Source organism: Micromonospora sp. NPDC049891 (genome assembly GCF_040660295.1).
Taxonomy (GTDB): domain Bacteria; phylum Actinomycetota; class Actinomycetes; order Mycobacteriales; family Micromonosporaceae; genus Micromonospora.
The window spans coordinates 82,545-104,658 of sequence record NZ_JBFAML010000019.1; the positions used below are offsets into that span (position 1 = coordinate 82,545).

A 22,114-nucleotide genomic window follows, 5' to 3' on the forward strand; every position below is an offset into this window, starting at 1 on the left:
GGGACCACCCGGTAGGAACAGGTACCGGCGGCGTCCTGCATGCTGTGCGAGCAGTGTGCGGGACGCCGCCGTCGTGTGGAAGGGATGCGGAACTGCCGTGACGGAGACCCACAGCACCGGGGTACGGGGAGACAGCGGGCCGGAGGTGGCCCGGCTGGTCGCCAGCCGGGTGCTCGACGTGCCCGACTTCCCCAAGCCCGGCGTGATGTTCAAGGACCTGATGCCGTTGTTCGCCGACGGCGACGCCTTCCGCGACGTGATCGACGGGATCGTCGCGTACCACGGGCGGGAGTCCTTCGACACCGTGGTGGGCATCGAGGCGCGGGGGTTCGTGGTCGCCGCCGCGATCGCGTACGCGACGGGGGTCGGTGTGGTGCCGGTGCGCAAGGCCGGCAAACTGCCCCGCCCGGCCTACGCCGCCTCCTACGAACTTGAGTACGGCGAGGCCACGCTCGAGGTGCACCAGGACGCCTTCACCGCCGGTCACCGGGTGCTGGTGGTCGACGACGTGCTCGCCACCGGTGGCACGGCGGCGGCCACGCTGGATCTGGTGGAGCGGGCGGGTGGCACGGTGGCCGGCTTCACCGTTCTGCTGGAGTTGTCGTTCCTCGGCGGGCGTGACCGACTGGCCCCGCGTCCCGTGCATGCCCTGTTGACCGTTTGAGACGACGGCGACCCCGGACGGGCCCGGCACGGTCCGTCCGGCGGAGCGGCACGGCACCCCGGGTGGGGGTAGCATTGCCCATTGCTGACCGGGCGGTGACCCGTCTGTGCGGCGTTAGACCAGACCGGCCGGCGCACGGTCGGTGTCGTCGCGGCGAGCGGTGAGGAGGCCGGTGTCCCACGAGGTCGTCCCTCCGGTGGAGGGCACGGTGCACCCGACAGGTGACGCGGAGGGCTCGCTGACCGACCGCAACGGCGCCGTACCGGCGTCGGGTGGCGGGTCCGGCGCGGCGCAGCCGACCGCCGACCCGGCTCGTCCGGCCGTCGGTGCCGGAGACGGTGCCGGCGATTCCTCGGCGGCCAGTGGATTCGCCCTGTCCCACGCGCCCACCGGGCGGCGGGTCCGGGCCCGGCTCGCCCGGTTCAACGCGCCATGGCAGTCGTCGCAGGTCAGCGAGGTGCTGGAGCCGCTGATCGCGTCGCATCGGGAGAATCACCCCAAGGCCGACGCGCGGCTGTTGCAGCGGGCCTTCGACACCGCGGCGCGCTGGCACTCCGGTCAGTACCGCAAGTCCGGCGACCCGTACATCACCCACCCGCTCGCGGTGGCGACCATCCTGGCGAACCTGGGCATGGACACCACCACCCTGGTCGCCGCGTTGCTGCACGACACCATCGAGGACACGGAGTACTCCCTCGACCAGATGCGGTCGGACTTCGGTGGTGAGGTCGCCCTGCTCGTCGACGGGGTCACCAAGCTCGACAAGGTCAAGCTCGGCGACGCGGCGAAGGCCGAGACGATCCGCAAGATGGTCGTCGCCATGGCCAAGGATCCGCGCGTCCTGGTGATCAAGTTGGCCGACCGGCTGCACAACATGCGGACGCTCACTTTCCTGCCGCGACCCAAGCAGGAGCAGAAGGCGAAGGAGACGCTGGAGATCCTCGCCCCGCTGGCCCACCGGCTCGGTATGAACACCATCAAGTGGGAGCTGGAGGATCTGGCGTTCGGGACGTTGTTCCCGAAGCGGTTCGAGGAGATCAACAGGCTGATCGGGGAGCACCAGCCGCAGCGGGAGGCATTGCTGCGGCAGGTGACCCAGAAGGTGCAGACCGACCTGAAGGCCGCCAAGATCAAGGCGGAGACCACCGGTCGGCCGAAGCACCTGTACTCGATCTACCAGAAGATGATCGTGCGGGGTCGGGACTTCAACGACATCTACGACCTGGTGGGTGTGCGGATCCTTGTCGACACGGTGCGGGACTGCTACGCGGCGCTGGGTGTGATCCACGCGAACTGGCAGCCGGTGCCGGGCCGGTTCAAGGACTACATCGCGATGCCCAAGTTCAACATGTACCAGTCGCTGCACACCACGGTGATCGGGCCGACCGGTAAGCCGGTGGAGATGCAGATCCGCACGTACGCGATGCACCGTACGGCGGAGTTCGGTATCGCGGCGCACTGGAAGTACAAGGAGCACAAGGGCACCCAGATCGTCGGCCCGCCCGCGCACATCGACGAGATGACCTGGCTGCGGCAGCTGCTGGACTGGCAGCGGGAGGCGGCCGACCCGAGCGAGTTCCTGGACGCGCTGCGCTTCGACCTGTCCAGCCAGGAGGTGTACGTCTTCACCCCGAAGGGTGACGTCATCCCGCTGCCGACGGGGTCGACGCCCGTGGACTTCGCGTACGCGGTGCACACCGAGGTGGGGCACAAGTGCATCGGGGCGCGGGTCAACGGCAAGCTGGTGCCGTTGGAGTCGACGCTGTCCAACGGTGACGTGATCGAGATCTTCACCTCGAAGTCCGACACGGCCGGCCCCACGCAGGACTGGCTGGGCTTCGTGAAGAGCCCCCGGGCGCGGACGAAGATCCGGCAGTACTTCAACAAGGAGCGTCGCGAGGAGGCGATCGAGGAGGGCAAGGACGCGATCGTCAAGGCGATGCGGAAGCAGGGCATGCCGTTGCAGCGGATGCTCACCTCCGACAACCTGATGGCGATCGCCCGGGACCTGCACCTGCCCGACGTGGCGTCGCTGTACGCCGCTGTCGGCGACAGCCAGGTCTCCGCCCAGTCCGTGGTGCAGAAGCTGATGGCCTCCTACGGCGGCGAGGAGGGCGCGGCCGAGGACATCGCCGAGACGGCGGTGGCCACCCGCCCGCCGCGCAGCCGCTCCTCCAGCCACGACCCCGGTGTGGTCGTACGCGGCGTCAGCGACGTGTGGATCAAGCTGGCCCGGTGCTGCACCCCGGTCCCGCCGGACTCGGTCTTCGGGTTCGTGACCCGCTCCGGCGGGGTGAGTGTGCACCGCGACGACTGCGCCAACGCGGAGGACCTGCGTGCCCAGGGCGAGCGGGTGGTCGAGGTGAACTGGAAACTCACCTCCGCCTCGACGTTCCTGGTGGCGATCCAGGTGGAGGCGCTCGACCGGCACAAGCTGCTCGCTGACGTCACCCGGGTGCTCTCCGAAGAACGGGTCAACATCCTCTCCGCCACCGTCACCACCACCCGCGACCGGGTGGCGGTGAGCCGGTTCAGCTTCGAGATGGCCGACCCGAAGCACCTGGGGCACCTCCTCGCGGCGGTCCGCAAGGTCGACGGCGTCTTCGACGCCTACCGCGTAACCTCCGGCGCCTAACCACCCACCACCCACCCACCCTCTCCCCCACCAGACCCGCCGCGTAACGGCGACACAAAGCGCAAGATCGCGGGTGCGGGTGCGGGTGCGGAAAGGGAAGCGCCCGCCGGGATTGCCGGCGGGCGCTTCGGGTTGGTTGGTGCGGGTCAGGCGTCGGTCATGGTGAGGTCGGTGATGACGACCTCCTTCTTGGGGTGACCGCCGCCGGCCTGCTGGGCGAAGGCCCCGTCGTCACCGGCCGCCGCGACGTCCTTGACGATGTCCATTCCGCCGGTGATGGTGCCGAGGACCGTGTAGTTCGGGTCCAGCGGCGAGTCGCCGTACACGATGAAGAACTGGCTGCCGCTGCTGGACGGCTGGCCGGAGTTGGCCATCGCGATGACGCCCTCCGGGTACGGCGGTCGCTTGTCGGCGGGCAGGTTCTCCTCCGCCATCCGGTAGCTCGGGCCGCCGGTGCCGTCGGTGTCCCGCCAGCCCTCGCCGGTGGCGCTCGGGTCGCCACACTGGAGCACCTTGATGCCCTCGGTCACCAACCGGTGGCACTTGGTGTTGTCGAAGAAGTTCTGCTCGGCCAGGTGGGTGAAGCTGCCCGCCGTGCACGGCACCGCGGACCTGTCGATCCGGGCGGTGATCGGCCCGAGGTTCGTGGTGATCGTCATGGTCTGGACACCAACCTTGCTCTGCTGGGTGTCCGGCAGCCCGACGTCCTTGACCTGCGGGGTGCGCTCGCCGTCGGGCAGCTCGACCCAGTCGCACTGCACGGAGTTCGCGTCCTGGGCCGCGTTGTCGGTGCCGCTGTCGTCGCCGAGCATGTTGCTGGCCAGCCAGGCCGTGCCGGCGACCACCAGCAGCAGGACCACGCCGGCTCCGACGACCGCCTGCGTCTGGCGGCGCTTACGGGCCCGAGCGGCCCGCTCGGCCATCTCCTTCTCGAGCCGGGCGCGGGCCGCCGCGCGCTGCCGCTCTCTGGTGGACGTCACGCCTCGATCCTCCTGGACTGTATGTGTATGCCGCTGCGGTGGGGTGGTCCCCGGTCGCCTGCTGGTCAGCCGGCGCTGGCGCTGGCCTCGGGAGCGCCGGAGGCTTCCGGACTCGGCGTGCCCGAGGGGGCCGGATCGGCGGGCGACGCCGGGTCCAGCACGGGCTCGCCGACGGTCAGGCTCTGGATGACCACGTCGTCGTTCTCCGGCTTGACCTTCTCCCCGGACCCATTGTCCACCGTCGGCAGGGCACCGATCTTCTCGACGACGTCGAGGCCCTCGGTGACCCGGCCGATGATCGGGAACTTCGGCTCGGCGGTGGTGAAGTCCTTGAAGAAGATCAGGAACTGGCTGCCGTTGGCGCCGGGCGGGTTCGCGATCATCGCGACCGTGCCCTTGGGGTACGTCGGTGGCGCGTCCGGCGACGGGCTCGGCTCCGGCGACGCCTCCGGCGCGGTCGGCACGTTCTCGTCGTAGAACGAGTAGGCCGGGCCGCCCAGACCGGTGCCGCTGGGATCGCCACAACGCACCGCGCCGTCGGCGGTGATCTCGTGGCACTTGGTGTTGTCGTAGAACGACTGGCTCGCCAGGTGGGCGATGCTCGCCGCGGCACACGGGGCGCTCGCGAGGTCCAGCTCCACGGAGATCGGCGCGCCCTGGTTGGTGACGATCGACATCGGCCGGGTGCCGGTGACCGGCAGCCCGGTGGTCGGAGGCTCGCCGACATCCTTGAGGTTGCTGTTGCCCTCGGTGTTCTGCGGGGTCCAGAGGCAGACCTCGTCGGCTGCGGTGTTCTCGGTCGGCTCGCTGTCGAACGCCCCGAGTGCCCACGCCGAGCCGGCGACCACCAGCACGAGGATCAGGGCGGCGCCGACACCTGCCTGGATCCGTCGGCGACGCCTGGCGGCGGCGGCCCGGCGGGCCAGTTGCCGGTCGAGCTTGGCCCGCGCCAGTTTGCGCTGCCGGTCCCTGCTGGAAGCCACCCGTGCTCCCCTTTCCTCTACCCTGGTCGTCACCCGGTGGTCGTGTACCTGTCGGGCGGCAGGTGTGCCACGCCACACGCCCGCCAGAGTGTACGGGTACCGGCTGGGAAAGTGGTGTACGAGGTCGGTGCCCGTCTTCATCGGGATCCGTCAGTGCCCCCGCACCTCGGCCGGCGGGTCGGACCGGCCGGACCGCGACGCCGGTAGGCTGCCGGAGAGGACGACTCGACGGAAAGGGGAGCGGACGTGCTCGTGGCCGGCTTTCCCGCGGACGCCTTCGGCACCAACTGCTACGTGGTCGCCACCGGTCCGGGGGAGCAATGCGTGGTGGTCGACCCCGGCATCGGGGTGATCGACCGGCTCGACGCGCTGCTCGCCGAGCATCGTCTGCACCCGGCCGCGGTGCTGCTCACCCACGGCCACCTCGACCACACCTTCTCCGTGGCGCCGGTCTGCGGGGCGCGCGGGATCACCGCGTACGTGCACCCCGACGACCGGGAATTGCTGGCGGACCCGACGAAGGCGCTGTCGATGGACCTCACGCAGCTCTTCGGCGGGCGGCTGCCGTACGCCGAGCCCGAGGACGTGGCCGAGTTGGCCGACGGTACGACGCTCGCCCTCGCCGGGCTGGAGATCACCGTCGACCACGCGCCCGGCCATACCGGCGGGTCGGTGCTCTTCCGGCTGCCCGGTGCCGGCTCGCCCTGGGAGGCGGAGCAGGTCTGCCTCTCCGGTGACGTGCTCTTCGCCGGGTCGATCGGCCGCACCGACCTGCCGGGCGGCAGCATGCCGTCGATGCTGACCAGCCTGCGGGACAAGATCCTGCCGCTGGCCGACGACACGGTCGTGCTGCCCGGCCACGGCCCCGCGACCACCATCGGCCGCGAGCGCGCCACCAACCCGTACCTCGTCGAGGTGGCGGAGCTGGGCGGCGCGCGACCGGCGGCACCCACCCGCGGCCTGTAACGGCCGCGTCGAGACCGCACCGCGCGGACCGCGCGGCATCGCCAGCAGACTCTGCCGCGCAGCGCGCGGCTGCCGAGGGAGTACGTCATGAGCAAGCCCACGCCCATCTCCGGCTTCCCGGAGTGGACGCCCGCCCAGCGGATGATCGAGCAGTTCGTGCTGGACCGGATCCGGTCGACGTTCGAGCTGTACGGCTTCGCGCCCCTGGAGACCCGGGCGGTCGAGCCGTTGGACCAGCTGCTGCGCAAGGGGGAGACCTCCAAGGAGGTCTACGTGATCCGGCGGCTGCACGGTGATCCGGACGGCCCGGCCGGTGACGACAGTCTCGGCCTGCACTTCGACCTGACCGTGCCGTTCGCCCGGTACGTGCTGGAGAACGCCGGCAAGCTCCAGTTCCCGTTCCGCCGCTACCAGATCCAGAAGGTGTGGCGCGGCGAGCGCCCGCAGGAGGGGCGCTACCGCGAGTTCCTCCAGGCCGACATCGACATCGTCGACCGGGACACCCTCGCGACGCACCACGAGGCGGAGATGCCGCTGGTGATCGGGGACGCGCTGCGCTCGTTGCCGATCCCGCCGGTCCGTATCCAGGTCAACAACCGAAAGATCTGTGAGGGTTTCTACCGGGGCATCGGGTTGACCGACCCCGAGGCGGCGTTGCGCGCCGTCGACAAACTCGACAAGATCGGCCCGGCCGGTGTCACGGAGCTACTGGCGACCACGGCCGGGGCGAGCGAGGCACAGGCCAAGGCGGTGCTGTCGCTTGCCGAGATCTCCGCGCCGGACGCCTCCTTCGCCGACGCGGTGCGTGCGCTCGGAGTGACCGATCCGCTGCTCGACGAGGGTGTCGAGGAGCTGGTCCGGGTGGTGGAGACGGCGGCCGAGCACGCACCCGGCCTCTGCGTGGCGGACCTGCGGATCGCCCGGGGCCTGGACTACTACACCGGCACCGTCTACGAGACCCAGCTGCTCGGGTACGAGCGGTTCGGCTCGATCTGCTCCGGCGGCCGGTACGACAACCTGGCCAGCGCCGGCAACGCCCGTTTTCCGGGGGTTGGCATCTCCATCGGGGTGACCCGGCTGCTGGGGCTGCTCTTCGGCGCGGGCGCGTTGTCCGTGTCGCGGGAGGTGCCGACCTGCGTGCTGGTCGCGGTGACGAACGAGGATCTGCGGCCGGCCAGCAACTCCGTCGCGGAGGCGCTGCGGTCCCGGGGGATCCCGACCGAGGTGTCGCCGAGCGCGGCCAAGTTCGGCAAGCAGATCCGGTACGCCGAGCGGCGCGGCATCCCGTACGTCTGGTTCCCCGGCACCGACGGCACCCCCGACGAGGTCAAGGACATCCGCTCCGGCGAGCAACTAGCCGCCGCCCCCGGCGAGTGGACCCCACCCCACGAGGACCTCAAACCCCTGGTGAGCTGACCCCGTCCCCGTCCCCTTCCCTCCGCGATCTTGCACTTTCGGTCGCCGACACGGGTGTTGTGTCCCGGTTCGGCCCGACGAAAAGTGCAAGATCGCGGGGTGAGGGTGGGGGCTACCAGGCGAAGCCTGCGGGGTAGGAGGTGGTGGCCAGGATCTGCTGGCCGGTGGTGTTGGGGTGGAAGTAGTCCCAGGTGGAGAGCTGGGCGAGGGTGAAGGGGTAGCCGAAGACGGCGTTGCCGTCGTACCGGCAGTTCGAGCCGTACGCGGCGCAGGCCGCGGCGAGCTGGCCGTTGAAGTCGATCACCCGCTGCCGGACCCGGTTGCGCCTGTCGACGTCGGCCTGGGCGGTGGAGGTCGGGTTGGCCAGGATGGACTGGCAGATGCCAAAGAGCGACCAGGCGGTACGGGCGCTGCCGCTGCCCTTGCCGACCGTCCAGAGCCGGTGCACGTCCGGGATGCTGATCACGTAGACCTTGGCGTTCGGCAGGCCCGTCTTCAGCCGGTTCAACGCAGAGTCGATGTTCGCCCGGAAGGTGGCCGGCGAGGTCATCGTCGACTCCGAGCTGGTGCAGGCGTCGTTCGCGCCGATCAGGATCGTCACGTAGCCGACGCCCTGGCTGATCGCGGTGCCGGCCTGGCCGTACAGGTCGGCTGATTTCGCACCGGTGCGGGCGGCGTTGTGGTTGCGTCCGTTGATGGCCGGGTTGATCCGGAGGATGCGCAGGTAGTGGCTGTTGACGGTGGAGTCGTCGCCGGTGCTGAACGAGCGGCTGGTGCAGTCGACGTACCACCCGCAGGCGTTGAAGCCGCGGGTGATGGAGTCGCCGAGGCTGGCCATCGAGGTGGGCGGTGGGCCGGGGTCGGCCGTCGCGGGGCTGGTGACGAGCAGGACGAGGGCGGTGACGCCGGCGAGGGTGGCCAGCGTACGTCGGACGAGGGTCATGGTGGCCTCCGGTTCACGGGTGCCGGACAGCGGCGGTTACCGGAGCGTATAGATGACTTTCTGTGTCCACAATGTTGCGGAGAGGTTACCTGTGGCCGGTGGGTGAATTCGGGCAAACAGGGGTCTTGCTTACGATCTTAAATATGTGAATACTTTCCATCGCTTGGTCATTTCCCCAGGTGACCGAGTTGCCCCCGCCCCTGTCGGCATGACAGGGCCCTCAACCCCCATCCGGGAGGCTGTTACATGCGACCCACGAGGTCAATGCTGCGCCGCGTCGTCACCGTCGCCGCGGCCGGAACCCTGGTCGGCGGCCTGTTGGCCGGCGCACCCGCTCAGGCGGCACCCGCATCCGTCTCGCCCGACGACGCCGCCGCCCTCGCCGAGCGCCTCGGTGACCGCGCCGCCGGTGCCTACGCCGACGCCACCGGCAAGATGGTCGTCGCCGTCACCGACGCCGTCGCCGCCCGCCAGGTGGCCGCCGCCGGCGCCACCCCCAAGGTGGTCAAGCGCGGTGCCAAGGAGCTGAACCGCGCCACCGCCGAACTGGACCGCTCCGCCGCGATCCCGGGCACCGCCTGGTGGGTCGACCCGGCCACCAACCAGGTCGTCGTCTCCGTGGACAGCACCGTCACCGGCGCCAAGCTGGAGCGGGTCAAGGCCGCTGCCGCGCGGACCAACGGCGCGGTGCGCATCGAGGCCGAGGCCGGCGTGCTGAGCACCCGCATCTCCGGCGGCGAAGCCATCTACGCCCAGGGCGGCGGGCGCTGCTCGCTCGGCTTCAACGTGCGGGCCGGCAGCACCTACTACTTCGTCACCGCCGGGCACTGCACCAACATCGCCGCCAACTGGTACAGCAACTCGGGTCAGACCTCGCTGCTCGGCTCCCGCGCCGGCAGCGTCTTCCCCGGCAGCGACTACGGCATCGTGCGGTACAGCAACCAGAGCACCGTGCAGCCGGGCAACGTCTACCTCTACAACGGCAGCTACCGGGACATCACCGGTTCCGGTAACGCGTACGTCGGCCAGTCGGCGCAGCGCTCGGGCAGCACCACCGGTCTGCGCAGCGGCTCGGTGCAGGCGCTCAACGCCACTGTCAACTACGCCGAGGGGCAGGTCCGCGGCCTGATCCGCACCAACATCTGCGCCCAGCCCGGTGACAGCGGCGGTTCGCTGTTCAGCGGCGGTACCGCGCTCGGCCTGACCTCCGGCGGCAGCGGCAACTGCTCCACCGGCGGCACCACCTACTTCCAGCCGATCGGGCCGGTGCTGAGCCGCTACGGCGTCAGCGTGTACTGATCCTTCCGTAGGGGAGAACCTTTCTCCGCAAGCGGGCCGCCGGATTCCTCCTCCGGCGGCCCGCATCGCTCTGGTCAGCTCAGGTCGCATCACATACGGTCACCGGATGGTCGGACGATTCCTGGCTCAGCTGCGCGCACCGGTTCTCGTGTGCGGGCAGGTGCTGGCCTGGGCGCTGCTCACCGTGGACGCGCGTCGTGAATGGAACGCGTACTGGTTCGTCGGGCTGCTCCTGGTGCTTGCTGCGCTTGCCGCGATACCAGCGGGATGTGTCGACGCGCCGGAGTTCCGGGTGGTCGCCCTGGTCACCCAGACCATCGGCGCCGGCATCGTCGCGTTGGCCCTGTACGACACGGCGGACAAGCGGGCCCTCTGGGCGTACGCCCTGGCCGCCCTCGGCGCGGTGGCCCTGCCGGCGGGTCGGCCGACGCTCGGGACCCCGCCGACGGGTCGGACCGCGCTCGGGGGCTTGCCGGCGGGTCGGCCGGCGCTCGGTCGGGCGACCGTGACCGGCGTGGTGGTGGCTCTCCTGCTCACCATCGGCGCGTCGGCTCCGGCCCTGGCCTGGGATGGCGGGCAGCCCGAGGTGACGGTCTGCGTGCGGCCGGACGTGGCCGTCGACGAGTTGATGAGCAAGAGCCACCACGTCGATCCCCATCACCTCATCGCCGGCTTCGGATCCGACGGGCCGCACACACCGTGCCTGGAGGTGCTCTTCGATCCCGGTGCCACCGCCGGCGACGCCGACGACGTCGCCCGCCGCTACGCCGCGGACCCGAGGGTCGTGTCCGTGACCCGGACGAGCTGAGGACGTGCGGAAGGGGTCCATGCTCTACCGCAGGCGTTAACAGGGGGCCCTTCCGCACACCGGGGAAACGGGGGCGGGCAGAATGCGGGAGCACAGAGGTTGAGCAGACGAGGGAGACGTACGTCGTGATCCGTACCCATGACGCCGGCAGCCTGCGCGCGACGGACGCCGGCACCACGGTGACGCTCGCCGGGTGGGTGGCCCGCCGGCGCGACCACGGCGGTGTCATCTTCGTCGACCTGCGCGACGGCTCGGGCGTGGTGCAGGTGGTCCTCCGCGAGGAGGACGCGCACGCGCTGCGCAACGAGTACTGCGTCAAGGTCGTCGGTGAGGTCACCCGGCGGCCTGAGGGGAACGAGAACCCGGAACTGCCCACCGGTGAGATCGAGGTGACGGCGGCCGAGCTGGAGGTGCTCTCCGAGGCCGCGCCGCTGCCACTGCCGGTGGACGACCAGGTGGTGGCCGGCGACGACGTCCGGCTCAAGTACCGCTACCTCGACCTGCGTCGCGGCGGCCCGGCCCGGGCCATGCGGCTGCGGTCGCGGGCCAACCAGCTGGCCCGCTCGGTGCTGCACGAGCGGGACTTCCTGGAGATCGAGACGCCGACGCTCACCCGGTCCACCCCGGAGGGCGCGCGGGACTTCCTGGTCCCGGTGCGCCTGCAACCGGGCAGCTGGTACGCGCTGCCGCAGTCGCCGCAGCTGTTCAAGCAGCTGCTGATGGTCGGCGGCATGGAGCGCTACTACCAGATCGCCCGCTGCTACCGCGACGAGGACTTCCGGGCCGACCGGCAGCCGGAGTTCACCCAGCTCGACATCGAGATGTCCTTCGTCACCGAGGACGACGTGATCGACCTCGGTGAGGCGATCGTCGCCGCGCTCTGGTCAGACCTGGCCGACCACGAGATCCCCCGGCCCATCCCGCGGATCACCTGGCACGACGCCATGGCGCGGTACGGCTCGGACAAGCCCGACCTGCGGTACGGCGTCGAGCTGACCGAGCTGACCGACTACCTGCGCGGCACCCAGTTCCGGGTCTTCGCCGCGGCGATCGACGCGGGCGGCTACGTCGGCGCGGTCGTCATGCCGGGCGGGGCCAGCCAGAGCCGGAAGGAACTTGACGGCTGGCAGGACTGGGCCAAGGCCCGTGGTGCCAAGGGGCTGGCGTACGTGGTGCTCGACGCCGAGACCGGCGAGGCACGCGGGCCGGTGGCGAAGAACCTGTCGGCCGAGCACCTGGCCGGGCTGGCCGACGCGGTGGGCGCCAAGCCGGGCGACGCGATCTTCTTCGCCGCCAGCGGGGAGACCCGCGAGGCGCAGGAACTGCTCGGTGCGGCCCGGATCGAGATCGCCAGGCGGGCAGGGCTGGTCGACGAGAGCGCCTGGGCGTTCTGCTGGGTGGTCGACGCGCCGATGTTCGAGAAGACCGACGAGGGCGGCTGGACCGCTGTGCACCACCCGTTCACCTCACCGAATTCGGAGTGGATGGACCGGTTCGAGGAGGCGCCGGACCGGGCCCTGGCGTACGCGTACGACATCGTCTGCAACGGCAACGAGATCGGCGGCGGCTCGATCCGTATCCACCGCCGCGACGTGCAGCAGCGCGTGTTCGACCTGCTCGGCATCACCCCCGAGGAGGCGCAGGACAAGTTCGGCTTCCTGCTGGAGGCGTTCAGCTACGGCCCGCCGCCGCACGGCGGTATCGCGTTCGGCTGGGACCGGGTCTGCATGCTGCTCGCCGGCGCCGACTCGATCCGCGAGGTGATCGCCTTCCCGAAGACCCGAGGCGGCTTCGACCCGTTGACCGGTGCCCCCACCCCCATCACCGCCCAGCAGCGCACCGAAGCCGGCATCGACGCCAAGCCCAAGCCCCAGCCGGCACCCGCCCACCCCGGCACGGCAGGCCCCGCCGCCCCCGTAGCCGACCCCACCTGACCCCCGCCCCACCCACCCCGCACCCCGCGCTACCCCCGTTGACCAAGAAGTTTGCGTCATGATCCAGGCGTTCCGGTGACGCAAACTTCTTGATCAACGCGACAAATGGGAGGCCTAGCGGTGCGGGTGTTGGTGGTGGGGGGTAGTGGGTTTCTGGGGCGGGAGGTTTGTCGGCGGGGGATCGCGGCCGGGTGGGGGGTGGTGGGGACGTGCCACTCGGGTGAGCTCGGCGTGGCCGGCGTCGAGGTGCGTCGGCTGGACGTGACCGACCGGGCCGCGGTGGTGGCGCTGGTCGCGGAGGTGTGCCCGGACGCGGTGATCGCCACGCCGTACCGGTACGGCGACTGGGCGGTCACCGCCGACGGGGCGGCGCACGTGGCGCATGCCGCCGCGCGGGTGGGAGCCCGGTTGGTGCACCTCTCCAGTGACGCGTTGCACGCCGGGCGACCCGAGGCGTACGCCGACGACGACCCGCCCACTCCGATTTTCCCGTACGGGGCGGCGAAGGCGGCTGCGGAGACGGCGGTGCGGGCAATCGACCCGGGCGCCGTGCTGGTACGTACCTCGCTGATCCTGGGGGAGGGGAGCAAACAGATCCAGCTCTGCCGGGACGCCCTGGCCGGCCGGGCGACCCTGTTCAGCGATGAGCTGCGCTGCCCGATCGACGTCGGCGACCTCGCCGCCGCCGTGCTGGAGCTGGTGGGCTCCGATGTCGCCGGCCCGCTCAACGTGGCGGGCCCGGACGCGGTGAGCCGGGCGGAGCTGGGACTGCTGGTGGCTCGCCGGGAGGGTGTCGACCCGTCCGGTCTGAAGACCACCACCGGAGCCGCCGCCGGAGTGGTGCGCCCCACCGAGGTACGCCTCGACTCCTCCCGCGCCGCCGGCCTGCTGCGTACCCGGCTGCGTGGTGTCTCGGAACTGCTCGCCGGCTCCGCCGGCCGCTGAGCGCACTCCGGCCGGATCGGGTCAGGTCACCTGAACATGATCATGTCCAGGTGACCTGACGGCGAGCAGCGCAGCCACCTGAAAGCCACGCCATCCCACACCCCGATATGCACAACTCTTGTGCACACCAACTGTGCACAGATATCGTGCATCCATGGGAACTGGCGAGAACCGACCGCCACGGCAGGTGTGGCTCGACCACCGGCAGGTCCGGGTCCTGGCGCATCCGCTGCGGGCCCGGCTGCTCAGCGCGTTGCGGGTCAAGGGGCCGGCCACGGCGACCACCCTCGCCGGGCTGCTCGACACCAACACCGGCGCGACCAGCTACCACCTGCGTCAGCTGGCCGAGGTCGGCCTGGTGGTCGAGGAGCCCGACCGGGGCACCGCGCGGCAGCGTTGGTGGCGGGCCGCGCACGAGGTGACCAGCTGGGAGAACACCGACTTCGACGACGACCCCGACGCCCGGGCCGCGATGGAGTGGATCCAGGCCGAGCAGGTCCGCCTCTTCGTCGAGTACACCGAGCGGTGGTTCGCCGTCCGCGACGAGTGGTCGCCCGAGTGGCGGGACGCCTTCGGCATGAGCGACGCCTTCATGACCATCCCGGCGACCCGGCTCAAGGAACTCCAGGAAGAGCTGTGGCGCACCCTGGAGCGCTACCGGGCCGAGGCTGATCCGGACGAACCCGGCGCCGAGCAGGTGCAGATCTTCCTCGCCTCCCTCCCGCTGCTGCTCAGGAGGACGTCGTGAGCGAGCTGTCGGTACGCCAGGTCCGGCGTCGGTTCCTGGTCCTGCACGGTCTGCGCTGGCTGCCGACCGGCCTGCTCATCCCGGTGGTGATCCTGCTGATGCAGGAACGGGGCCTGACCCTGACCCAGATCGGCCTGGCCGCCGCCGCCCAGGGAGTGGTGGTGCTCGCTCTGGAGTTGCCGACCGGCGGGTTCGCCGACGCGCTGGGTCGCAAGCCGGTGCTGGTGGTGGCCAGCTCGGTAAGCCTCCTCTCGATGGGCCTGCTGGTGGTGGCGGACTCGTTCGCCCTGCTGGCCGCCGTCTGGGCCTTGCAGGGCGTGTTCCGTGCCCTGGACAGTGGCCCTCTGGAGTCCTGGTACGTGGACAGCACCCTGGCCGTCGACCCGGATGCCGCGTACGAGAAGGGGCTCGGTCAGGGCGGTGCCGTGCTCGGCCTGAGCATCGCGGCCGGCGCCCTGCTCAGCGGCGGCCTGGTCGCTCTCGGTCCGCTGGGTCCGGTCAGCGCCCTGACCACGCCGGTGCTGGCCGCCGTCGTTCTCCAGGGGATCTCGTTGGTGGCGCTACTGATCCTGCTCGTGGAACGGCGACCGGCGAGCGGGCCCGGTGCGGTGCGGGCCTCGGTCCGGGCGGCTCCGCGCATGGTCGGCGAGGCGTTCGGTCTGCTACGTCGCTCCCGGGTGCTGCTCGCCCTGGTCGCGGTCGAGCTGTTCTGGGGCTTCGGAATGGTCACCTTCGAGAGCCTGCTGCCGGTCCGGCTGGCCGAGGTGATCGGCGACGCCGACCGGGCCGCCGCCCTGCTCGGCCCGGCGAGCACCGTGGCCTGGCTGGCCTCCGCGGTCGGCGCGGCGCTCACCCCGCTGCTCATCCGCTGGCTCGGTGCCGCGCCCGGTGCCGCGCTGCTGCGGATCGTGCAGGGCGGCACAGTGGTCGGGATGGCGCTGCTCGCCGGCCCGGTCGGCGTGCTCATCGCGTTCTTCATCTGCCATGCCGTGCACGGCGCGTCCAACCCACTGCACATGGGGCTGCTGCACCGGCAGGTCGACGGCCCGTACCGGACCAGCGTGATCTCGGTGAACTCGATGGTGGCCATGCCGGCCGGTGCGCTCGGCGGCGTGCTGCTCGGCTTCATCGGTGACCGGGCCGGGGTGAGCACCGCGATGCTTGTCGGCGCGGTTGCATTGGCGGTCGCCGCGCCGCTGTACCTGCCCGCCTGGCGGGCCGGCCGGACCGCCGCCTCGGCCACCGGCCAGCCGCGGCGGGCCGACGACGATCAGGCGGAACCGTCCGACGGTGGCCCGACCGAGAATCAGGCGAAGCGCACCGAGGTGAGCGGGAACGTGCCGGTGTAGCCGAGCCGCCGGTAGAGCCGGACCGCCGCCACGTTGCTCGGATGGACGCCCAGCGCCACCACGCCGTACCGGGCCGACAGGGTCCGGGTCAGACCGGCCGTGATCGCCGCACCCAGGCCGCGACCCCGGTGCCGCGGCGCCACCGTCAGCCCGGCGAGGTAACCGACCTCGCCCCGGGTACGGTCGGCGCCGCAGGCCACCAGTCGGTCACCGTCGTGGATGCCGTACCAGTCGAGCACCTGAGGATTGCCGGGGCGGGTGGTGCTGGTCGGGAACGCCTCGTCGATCAACGCCGTCAGGGCCGGATGGTCCGCCTCGGTCAGTCGGACCACCCGCTCCTCGCCGGGCTGTGCCGGCGGCGCGCTTGTCGTCCAGAGAAAATCCCAGTCTTCGGATGCGGCGACGGCCGGCTCGATCGGTGCGGGGTCCGTACGGGGGAGATGAACCCAACGCCCAGCAGCGAATCGCCGCTCCGCGGCCACTGCGCCGAACAGGTCTATCGCCGTGTCCGGCGTACCGATCACGCCACCGATCGGCCCGTGTTCGACGGTGAGCAGCCAGCACACGGTGTCGGTCCGTCGCCATCCGCGCGCCGGCTCCTGCCTCGGCAGCGAGTGCCGGACGAACGGATGGCGGCCCGCCGCGGCCAGCACGGCGTCCCGCCCGTCGAGGATCTCGTCGGCGACGATCATGCCGCCAGCCTAGGCCTCGTCCTGCTGATCACTGTGCAGCGACGACCGCCGGCCTGATCGACAGGACCGGGCCTGGACAGCGTGATCCACCGTGGAGATTGGCGAGTCGACCGATCGGGTACATCCCGCGCCGACCTACTGGAACCCCCACCGGAGGAACGTCATGCTCGCCATCGCCGCAGCCGTCGTCTTCGGCTTCGCCCTGTTGCTCGACCTGCTGGACACCAAACTCGGCGCCCCGGACCTGTTCAACTGGAACACCCTGGTCCTGATCGGTCTGCTGCTGCTCTCGCTCTACCTGGCCGGCGTCGGCCGTGGCCCGGGCGGCGGGGGCGGTCGCTGGTACCGGGGCCGCCGCCCCGGCCGCGGCTGACCGGAAACGATCATCCCGGGCTCGGCCGGCGGCGCGATTCCGGCGTTGCCGGCCGAGCCCGGTACTGTTCTCGTGATGGAGTCCGACGCCCTCTTCACCCTCGGTGAACCCGCCGCAGCACCCGGTGCGCAGGCGGGTTCCGGTGGTGTCGGCGGCTTCACCCCGGTCGGGCCGGACGCACCGCTGCCGGTCCGGATGCGCCCGGCCGATCTGGACGAGTTGGTCGGCCAGGAACACCTGCTCACCCCCGGTGCGCCGTTGCGGCAACTGGTCGCCGGCAGCGCGCCGATGTCGGTGATCCTCTGGGGGCCGCCGGGCAGTGGCAAGACCACGATCGCCCACCTGGTCGCCGCCGCCACGGACCGGCGGTTCGTCGCCATGTCCGCGCTGACCGCAGGGGTGAAGGACGTCCGTGCCGTGATCGACACGGCCCGACGGCAGCGACGCTCCGGTGGCCCGCCGACGGTGCTCTTCATCGACGAGGTGCACAGGTTCAGCAAGACCCAGCAGGACTCGCTGCTCGCCGCCGTGGAGGACCGGACGGTCACGCTGCTGGCGGCCACCACCGAGAACCCGTACTTCTCGATCATCTCTCCGCTGCTCTCCCGGTGTGTGCTGCTCACCCTCCGGCCCCTGGACGACGAGGCGGTCCGCGGGTTGCTGCGCCGTGCGCTTGTCGACGAGCGGGGGCTGGCCGGGGCGCTCACCCTCGCGCCCGAGGCCGAGGAGCACCTGGTCCGGTTGGCCGGCGGGGACGTCCGCAAGGCGCTCACGGCGCTGGAGGCGGCGGCCGGCTCGACGACCGCGCTCGGCAACGACCTCATCGACCTGGCCACCGCCGAACGAGCGGTGGACACCGCGGCCGTCCGATACGACCGGGCCGGGGACGCCCACTACGACGTGACAAGCGCGTTCATCAAGAGCATGCGCGGTTCCGACGTGGACGCCGCACTGCACTGGCTGGCCCGGATGCTGGTCGCCGGGGAGGACGCCAGGTTCATCGCGCGGCGACTCGTCATCTTCGCCAGCGAGGACGTCGGCATGGCCGACCCGGGCGCGCTCGGTGTGGCGACCGCCGCGGCTCACGCGGTGGAGTACGTCGGCCTGCCCGAGGCGCAGCTCAATCTCGCCCAGGCCGTGATCCACCTGGCCACCGCGCCCAAGTCCAACTCGGCGACCACCGCGATCGGGGCGGCGATCGCCGATGTGCGGGCCGGGCGGGGTGGTCCGGTGCCCCGGGGCCTGCGCGACGCCCACTACTCAGGTGCCCGGGGTCTCGGGCACGGCATCGGCTACCGCTACCCGCACGACGACCAGCGGGGCGTGGTCACCCAGCAGTACGTGCCCGACGACCTGGTCGGCACCGACTACTACCGGCCGAGCCAGCACGGCGCGGAGCGATCGGTGGCCGGCCGGCTGCCATTGCTGCGCCGGATCGTCCGTGGGCTGTCCACCCCCGCCCGCGTGGACGAGCCGGCGAAGGGCGGTCGGCCGGACACGCCGACGTCGTCCCGGGGGCACGACGGTGGTACGGCCACGGACGCCCAGGTGGCCGAAGAGGTCGGCGCGAGCGCCGACGGGAGGGGTCAACAGTGAATTCGTCGGACCGACCGGACGAGGGCCCGGACGCGCGGCGCGGCAAGGGCCGCCGCTGGGGTCGGGGCAGATCCGAGGCCGCCCCGGAGGAACCGGGTGGCGGCGAGGACTTCGGCTGGATCGACGACCTGCGTTCGGCCAAGCAGCAGCGCACCGAGCTGGGCCCCGACGGCGCCGCTGGCGAGCCGCCCGCCGCACCGCGGAGCGGGCCGGCGCGGCCCGGCCAGGAGCCGCCCGTACGGCCCGGCCCCGCACCGGCAAACCTTCCCGGGCCGGTCGCGCCGCCACCCGGCCGCGGACCGGCCGAACCGCCACGAGCGCGTCCGGTCGACGGCCCCTGGCCGGGTGCCCCGGCTGCCCGGCCGACCGCCGGCCCGCCGCCGATGGGCCGGGAGCGGCCGCCGGCCACCCCGCCGTTCGCCACCCCGCCGCCGGCCACCGGCCGGCACGAGCCCGGTGCACCGAACACCCCGCCGACCGGTTGGCCACAGCAGCCCGGCGTCGCCGGGCCGGCCTCTCGGCGACCACGTCCCGGTGAGCCGGTTGCGGGTGGCCCGGGCGGTCCCGGTCCAGTTCCGGAGGCGGGCCCGGTGTCCGGGGCACCGAATGGACCGGGCCGGCCGCCGGGACCGGTGTCGGGTGCGCCCGCAGGCCCCGTGGCGGGCCCACCCGGGCAGCGTCGCGTGCCCGGCGGGCGGCCGAACGCCGCTCCCGCCGGCCCTCGCCGCCTGCCCTCGCAGGCCGAACCCACCCCTGCCCCGGCACCGGCGGAGCCGGTCACCGGCGCTCTTCCGCCGGACCGCACCGATCCTGGTCGCGTCCCCGACGCCCGAGCCGGACGCTTTGGCGGGCCGGGCCGACCTCGTACGGCCGACGCTCCGGTGGGACCGCCGCCCGCCGGTGTTCCGGACCCGACGCCACCGCGAGGCGCCCGGCGCGTCGCACCGGACCCGGCCGGCCTGCGCGGTCCCGAGCGGCCCGGACCGGCCACCACCCCCGTCTCAGGGGCACCGGGCATGACGCCCGCCGCCGGTCGACCGGGCGGCGCTCCGGCGGGGGGCCAGCGCGCTGGCCGTCGGCGAGCCGCTGAGCCGGAACAGGAGCGGCCCGTGGTGCCGCTGTCCGGCAACGCGCCACCGATTCCCGGCGTACCCTCCGGCCACCCGACCGCTGGACCCGCTCGTACCGCACCGGCCGGGCGGAGCGAGCCGGGCGTCCCGACCGCCGTCGACCGGGACCGCCGGGTCCCACCCGGTCCGGACGGGCCGGCCGAGCCACCGCGGGGACGCCGCGCGGCCGATGTGGACGACACACCGGCTCGGGGCCGGCGCGCGGCGGACGAGGAGCCGTCCGGACGGCATTCGGTAGCGGGTGCCGGTGCCGAGGCGCCTCCTGCCGGTCGGCCGGCGGAGGGCCGGGCCGGACGGCCGGAGCGGCCGTCCGACTGGCTCCGGCAGGCCGGGCGGCCGCACCACACGGATCCGGCGTTGCCCACGATCAGCAAGCGGCCCACGACACCGTCGGGCGCGCCGTCCGGTCGCGTGGTCGGCACACCTTCAGGGGGTACGCCGACGGTCGGCGACCGCCGTGGCGTGGCCGGCGGCCCGCCCGGTCGGCCGACGCCGGGCACCGCACCGGCTGAGGGACGCGGTGTCGAGCCGGGACCGGAACGTCCGGGAGCCGGTCCCGCCCGGCGCGCCGACGGGCCACCCGCCGGCCGTGGCCGTCCCACTCCCATGACCGGCCCCGTCCCGGGGTCGGATGGACCCGAGCCCGCCGGCCGGGCCGGCGCACTGCCGCGGATCGGCGGCACCGGCCCGACCACCCGACCCGACGGCTCGCCCGTGGGCCCGCCGCGTGGTGCGGCGCGTCCCGATGGTGCGCCCGGGGTGCCGCCGCGTGGCGCGGTGCGGCCGGACGGCCCGCCTGGCGGCCCGTCGCGTGGTGCGGCGCGTCCCGATGGGACGCCTGCGGTGCCGCCGCGTGGTACGGCGCATCCCGATGGGACGCCTGCGGTGCCGCCGCGTGGTACGGCGCGGCCGGACGGCCCGCCTGGCGGCCCGCCGCGTGGCGCGGTGCGGCCCGACGGGACGGCCGCTCGCCCGGGTGGCCCGGGCCCAGCCCGGGGCGCGGTGCGGCCCGACGCTGGCCCGCAGCGGCCCGACGTCGGCCCACCCGGCGGTGTCGGCCCCGCCGATCCCGTGCGGGCCGTCGGCAGCGGACCAGCCGGTTCGCCGGTGACGGCTCGAGCCGGCGCGCCGGTGCGTCCAGAGGACCGGCTCACCGGCCGGGCGACCCCGCCGCATCGGAACCCGGCGCGACCCGAACCCTCCGGCGTGCCGCCGGTGCCCCCGACGCGGACCGGTGAGGCTCCGGCGGTGGCCCGCGCCGCGGCTGCCGTGGCACCTGTCGACCCGGCCGCGCCGCGTCCGGGGGCGGAGCCGATGGCTCGACGTCCCGACGCGCCGGAGTACCCCGACGTCGATCGGTCCGAGGGCGACCTGGCCGGCGACGGTGGTGAGCCGCGTCGGCAGACGGCGGGCTCCGCGCGCCTGCGTACCGCCGTCCTGGTGCTGGCCAGCGTGCTCCTGCTCGGTGTCCTGCCGGCGTTCTTCGGCGTGCAGACCATGAACCGGGACCCGGTCTTCGCCTCGCTCGACGAACTGGACGTACCGTCCTGGGCCGCTGTCGAACCGGTCGATGACGTCAGCGGCAGCCAGTGGTGCCTGCTCGACTGCCGGTTGCGGGAACGCACCGTCACCTCCGACCGCTCGCCGGACGAGACCGCCCAGGCCTACGAGGCCGCGCTGAGCCGCGACGGTTGGCAGCGGTGGACGCCGAACTACTGCCCGGAACAGGAGGAGAAGGGCAGCTACACCTGCTGGCGGCAGGACGAGCTCACCCTCGATCTCTGGGTCCGGGAACGGACCTGCGTGCCGCCACCCGTGGACGGCGAACCCGCGGTGGTGCCGGTGCCCGACCCGTCCGCCGCGGCGCAGGAGTGCCCCGGATCGTTGGTGTCGGTGAAGGTGCGCAACGCGATCGACGACGAGCGGACGCGGCCACAGCCGAGCACCGATCCGTCGCTGACCGGTGAGGATCCCTTCCCGACACTTACCGACGACCCGTTGGGTGACCTGACGCCGTCACCACCGTCCTGAGCCGATCGTCATCACGGACGGTAGGGTCAGGTGCTGGTGGTGACCGGTCGTCGGCCGGGCACTCGACGTTGACGTGGGCGAGACGGTCGTGCGACTCGGGATCTTGCGCCCGAAAGCACTGTTTGAGGAGGACTGGCGTGGGCTTTTTGGAGGTCGCGGCGCTGATCGCGGCGATCGCGTTCGCGATGCTGGTGCTGATCCTGACGCTGCCCATCCTGCGGTTGCGGCACACCGTGGACGCCACCACCCGCATGATCAACGACCTCAACGACCGGACGGGCCCGCTGCTCGGTGATGTCAACACCACGGTACGCAACGTCAACGTGACGTTGGAGCAGGTGCAGACCTCCCTCGACGGCGTGAACCTCCAACTGGCCAAGGTCGACACCATGACCAGCCACGCGCAGAACATCAGCGCCAACGTCGCCAACCTGGTCACCGTGGTCTCCGCCGCCGCGGCCAACCCGCTGGTCAAGGTGGCCGCGTTCGGGTACGGCGTGCGCAAGGCCGCCGCCACCCGCCGGCACGCCGAGACCGAGCGCGAGGTGCGCGACACCATCAAGGCCCAGCGGCGCGCCGCCCGGCGCGGGAACCGCTGACCCGACGGCACCGGGAGGTACGA

General features: G+C 72.3%; 18 protein-coding genes. 14 read left to right on the forward strand and 4 right to left on the reverse strand.

The annotated features are described in order from the left end of the window. The first annotated feature begins 97 nt into the window (after positions 1-97). Together AB0I71_RS22655 and AB0I71_RS22660 are read left to right on the forward strand one after the other, a co-directional pair. Positions 98-664, forward strand: a complete 567-nt coding sequence (locus AB0I71_RS22655; protein ID WP_357587647.1) for an adenine phosphoribosyltransferase — start codon at positions 98-100, stop codon at positions 662-664. 196 nt (positions 665-860) lie between these two features. Continuing rightward, positions 861-3,299 carry a bifunctional (p)ppGpp synthetase/guanosine-3',5'-bis(diphosphate) 3'-pyrophosphohydrolase gene (locus AB0I71_RS22660; protein ID WP_357587707.1) on the forward strand — a complete coding sequence of 813 codons (2,439 nt, stop codon included), beginning with the start codon at positions 861-863 and terminating at the stop codon, positions 3,297-3,299. 146 nt (positions 3,300-3,445) lie between these two features. On the opposite strand, the gene AB0I71_RS22665 is transcribed toward AB0I71_RS22660, so the two are convergent. Together AB0I71_RS22665 and AB0I71_RS22670 are read right to left on the reverse strand one after the other, a co-directional pair. After that, entirely contained in the window at positions 3,446-4,279 is an 834-nt protein-coding gene (locus tag AB0I71_RS22665) for a peptidylprolyl isomerase (RefSeq protein WP_357587649.1), read from the reverse strand. Between the two features lie 65 nt (positions 4,280-4,344). Beyond that, positions 4,345-5,262: a peptidylprolyl isomerase gene (locus AB0I71_RS22670; protein ID WP_357587651.1), complete on the reverse strand. Its 918-nt coding sequence runs from the start codon at positions 5,260-5,262 to the stop codon at positions 4,345-4,347. A gap of 246 nt (positions 5,263-5,508) precedes the next feature. Between AB0I71_RS22670 and AB0I71_RS22675 the strand changes: the two genes are divergently transcribed. After that, complete coding sequence (locus tag AB0I71_RS22675) at positions 5,509-6,228, forward strand: MBL fold metallo-hydrolase (protein ID WP_357587653.1); 720 nt, start codon at positions 5,509-5,511, stop codon at positions 6,226-6,228. 87 nt (positions 6,229-6,315) lie between these two features. After that, positions 6,316-7,644 (forward strand): histidine--tRNA ligase, encoded by a 1,329-nt coding sequence (hisS, locus tag AB0I71_RS22680; protein ID WP_357587655.1) that lies wholly within the window; start codon positions 6,316-6,318, stop codon positions 7,642-7,644. 112 nt (positions 7,645-7,756) lie between these two features. Here hisS and AB0I71_RS22685 read toward each other — a convergent pair whose 3' ends face one another. Further along, the gene (locus AB0I71_RS22685) at positions 7,757-8,587 is read right to left on the reverse strand and encodes an SGNH/GDSL hydrolase family protein (protein WP_357587657.1); all 831 of its coding nucleotides are present in this window, start codon (positions 8,585-8,587) and stop codon (positions 7,757-7,759) included. Between the two features lie 246 nt (positions 8,588-8,833). Between AB0I71_RS22685 and AB0I71_RS22690 the strand changes: the two genes are divergently transcribed. The 6 genes from AB0I71_RS22690 (at position 8,834) to AB0I71_RS22715 (ending at position 15,670) form a co-directional block, all read left to right on the forward strand. Further along, entirely contained in the window at positions 8,834-9,886 is a 1,053-nt protein-coding gene (locus tag AB0I71_RS22690; RefSeq protein ID WP_357587659.1) for a S1 family peptidase, read from the forward strand. A 106-nt stretch (positions 9,887-9,992) separates the two neighbouring features. Continuing rightward, positions 9,993-10,694 (forward strand): hypothetical protein, encoded by a 702-nt coding sequence (locus AB0I71_RS22695; RefSeq protein WP_357587661.1) that lies wholly within the window; start codon positions 9,993-9,995, stop codon positions 10,692-10,694. Positions 10,695-10,819: 125 nt separating this feature from the next. Next, entirely contained in the window at positions 10,820-12,628 is a 1,809-nt protein-coding gene (aspS, locus tag AB0I71_RS22700; protein WP_357587663.1) for an aspartate--tRNA ligase, read from the forward strand. Positions 12,629-12,748: 120 nt separating this feature from the next. Then, complete coding sequence (locus AB0I71_RS22705; protein WP_357587665.1) at positions 12,749-13,573, forward strand: sugar nucleotide-binding protein; 825 nt, start codon at positions 12,749-12,751, stop codon at positions 13,571-13,573. Positions 13,574-13,727: 154 nt separating this feature from the next. Beyond that, positions 13,728-14,321, forward strand: coding sequence for a helix-turn-helix domain-containing protein (locus tag AB0I71_RS22710; RefSeq protein ID WP_357587667.1), 594 nt, complete (start codon positions 13,728-13,730; stop codon positions 14,319-14,321). Then, the gene (locus AB0I71_RS22715) at positions 14,318-15,670 is read left to right on the forward strand and encodes an MFS transporter (RefSeq protein WP_357587669.1); all 1,353 of its coding nucleotides are present in this window, start codon (positions 14,318-14,320) and stop codon (positions 15,668-15,670) included. Before AB0I71_RS22710 ends, AB0I71_RS22715 begins: the two co-directional genes overlap by 4 nt. Here the strand turns inward: AB0I71_RS22715 and AB0I71_RS22720 are convergent. Continuing rightward, positions 15,628-16,362 carry a GNAT family N-acetyltransferase gene (locus AB0I71_RS22720; protein ID WP_357587671.1) on the reverse strand — a complete coding sequence of 245 codons (735 nt, stop codon included), beginning with the start codon at positions 16,360-16,362 and terminating at the stop codon, positions 15,628-15,630. The genes AB0I71_RS22715 and AB0I71_RS22720 overlap by 43 nt on opposite strands. A 163-nt stretch (positions 16,363-16,525) precedes the next feature. Here AB0I71_RS22720 and AB0I71_RS22725 point away from each other — a divergent pair, with 163 nt between their 5' ends. The 4 genes from AB0I71_RS22725 (at position 16,526) to AB0I71_RS22740 (ending at position 22,091) form a co-directional block, all read left to right on the forward strand. Next, complete coding sequence (locus AB0I71_RS22725) at positions 16,526-16,735, forward strand: hypothetical protein (RefSeq protein WP_093404409.1); 210 nt, start codon at positions 16,526-16,528, stop codon at positions 16,733-16,735. Positions 16,736-16,810: 75 nt separating this feature from the next. Further along, positions 16,811-18,331, forward strand: a complete 1,521-nt coding sequence (locus tag AB0I71_RS22730) for a replication-associated recombination protein A (RefSeq protein WP_357587673.1) — start codon at positions 16,811-16,813, stop codon at positions 18,329-18,331. Positions 18,332-20,775: 2,444 nt separating this feature from the next. Beyond that, on the forward strand, positions 20,776-21,492 hold the full coding sequence (locus AB0I71_RS22735; RefSeq protein ID WP_357587709.1) for a hypothetical protein: 717 nt from the start codon (positions 20,776-20,778) through the stop codon (positions 21,490-21,492). Positions 21,493-21,629: 137 nt separating this feature from the next. After that, positions 21,630-22,091, forward strand: a complete 462-nt coding sequence (locus AB0I71_RS22740; RefSeq protein ID WP_099846515.1) for a DUF948 domain-containing protein — start codon at positions 21,630-21,632, stop codon at positions 22,089-22,091. The last annotated feature ends 23 nt before the right edge of the window (positions 22,092-22,114 follow it).

Excerpts from the sequence above, each read along its gene's own strand:
- AB0I71_RS22695 (WP_357587661.1), top strand. The coding sequence starts at position 9,993 with ATGGTCGGACGATTCCTGGCTCAGCTGCGCGCACCGGTTCTCGTGTGC.
- AB0I71_RS22720 (WP_357587671.1), bottom strand. The coding sequence starts at position 16,362 with ATGATCGTCGCCGACGAGATCCTCGACGGGCGGGACGCCGTGCTGGCC.
- AB0I71_RS22730 (WP_357587673.1), top strand. The coding sequence starts at position 16,811 with ATGGAGTCCGACGCCCTCTTCACCCTCGGTGAACCCGCCGCAGCACCC.
- AB0I71_RS22735 (WP_357587709.1), top strand. The coding sequence starts at position 20,776 with ATGGCTCGACGTCCCGACGCGCCGGAGTACCCCGACGTCGATCGGTCC.
- AB0I71_RS22685 (WP_357587657.1), bottom strand. The coding sequence starts at position 8,587 with ATGACCCTCGTCCGACGTACGCTGGCCACCCTCGCCGGCGTCACCGCC.
- AB0I71_RS22710 (WP_357587667.1), top strand. The coding sequence starts at position 13,728 with ATGGGAACTGGCGAGAACCGACCGCCACGGCAGGTGTGGCTCGACCAC.
- hisS (WP_357587655.1), top strand. The coding sequence starts at position 6,316 with ATGAGCAAGCCCACGCCCATCTCCGGCTTCCCGGAGTGGACGCCCGCC.
- AB0I71_RS22725 (WP_093404409.1), top strand. The coding sequence starts at position 16,526 with ATGCTCGCCATCGCCGCAGCCGTCGTCTTCGGCTTCGCCCTGTTGCTC.
- AB0I71_RS22690 (WP_357587659.1), top strand. The coding sequence starts at position 8,834 with ATGCGACCCACGAGGTCAATGCTGCGCCGCGTCGTCACCGTCGCCGCG.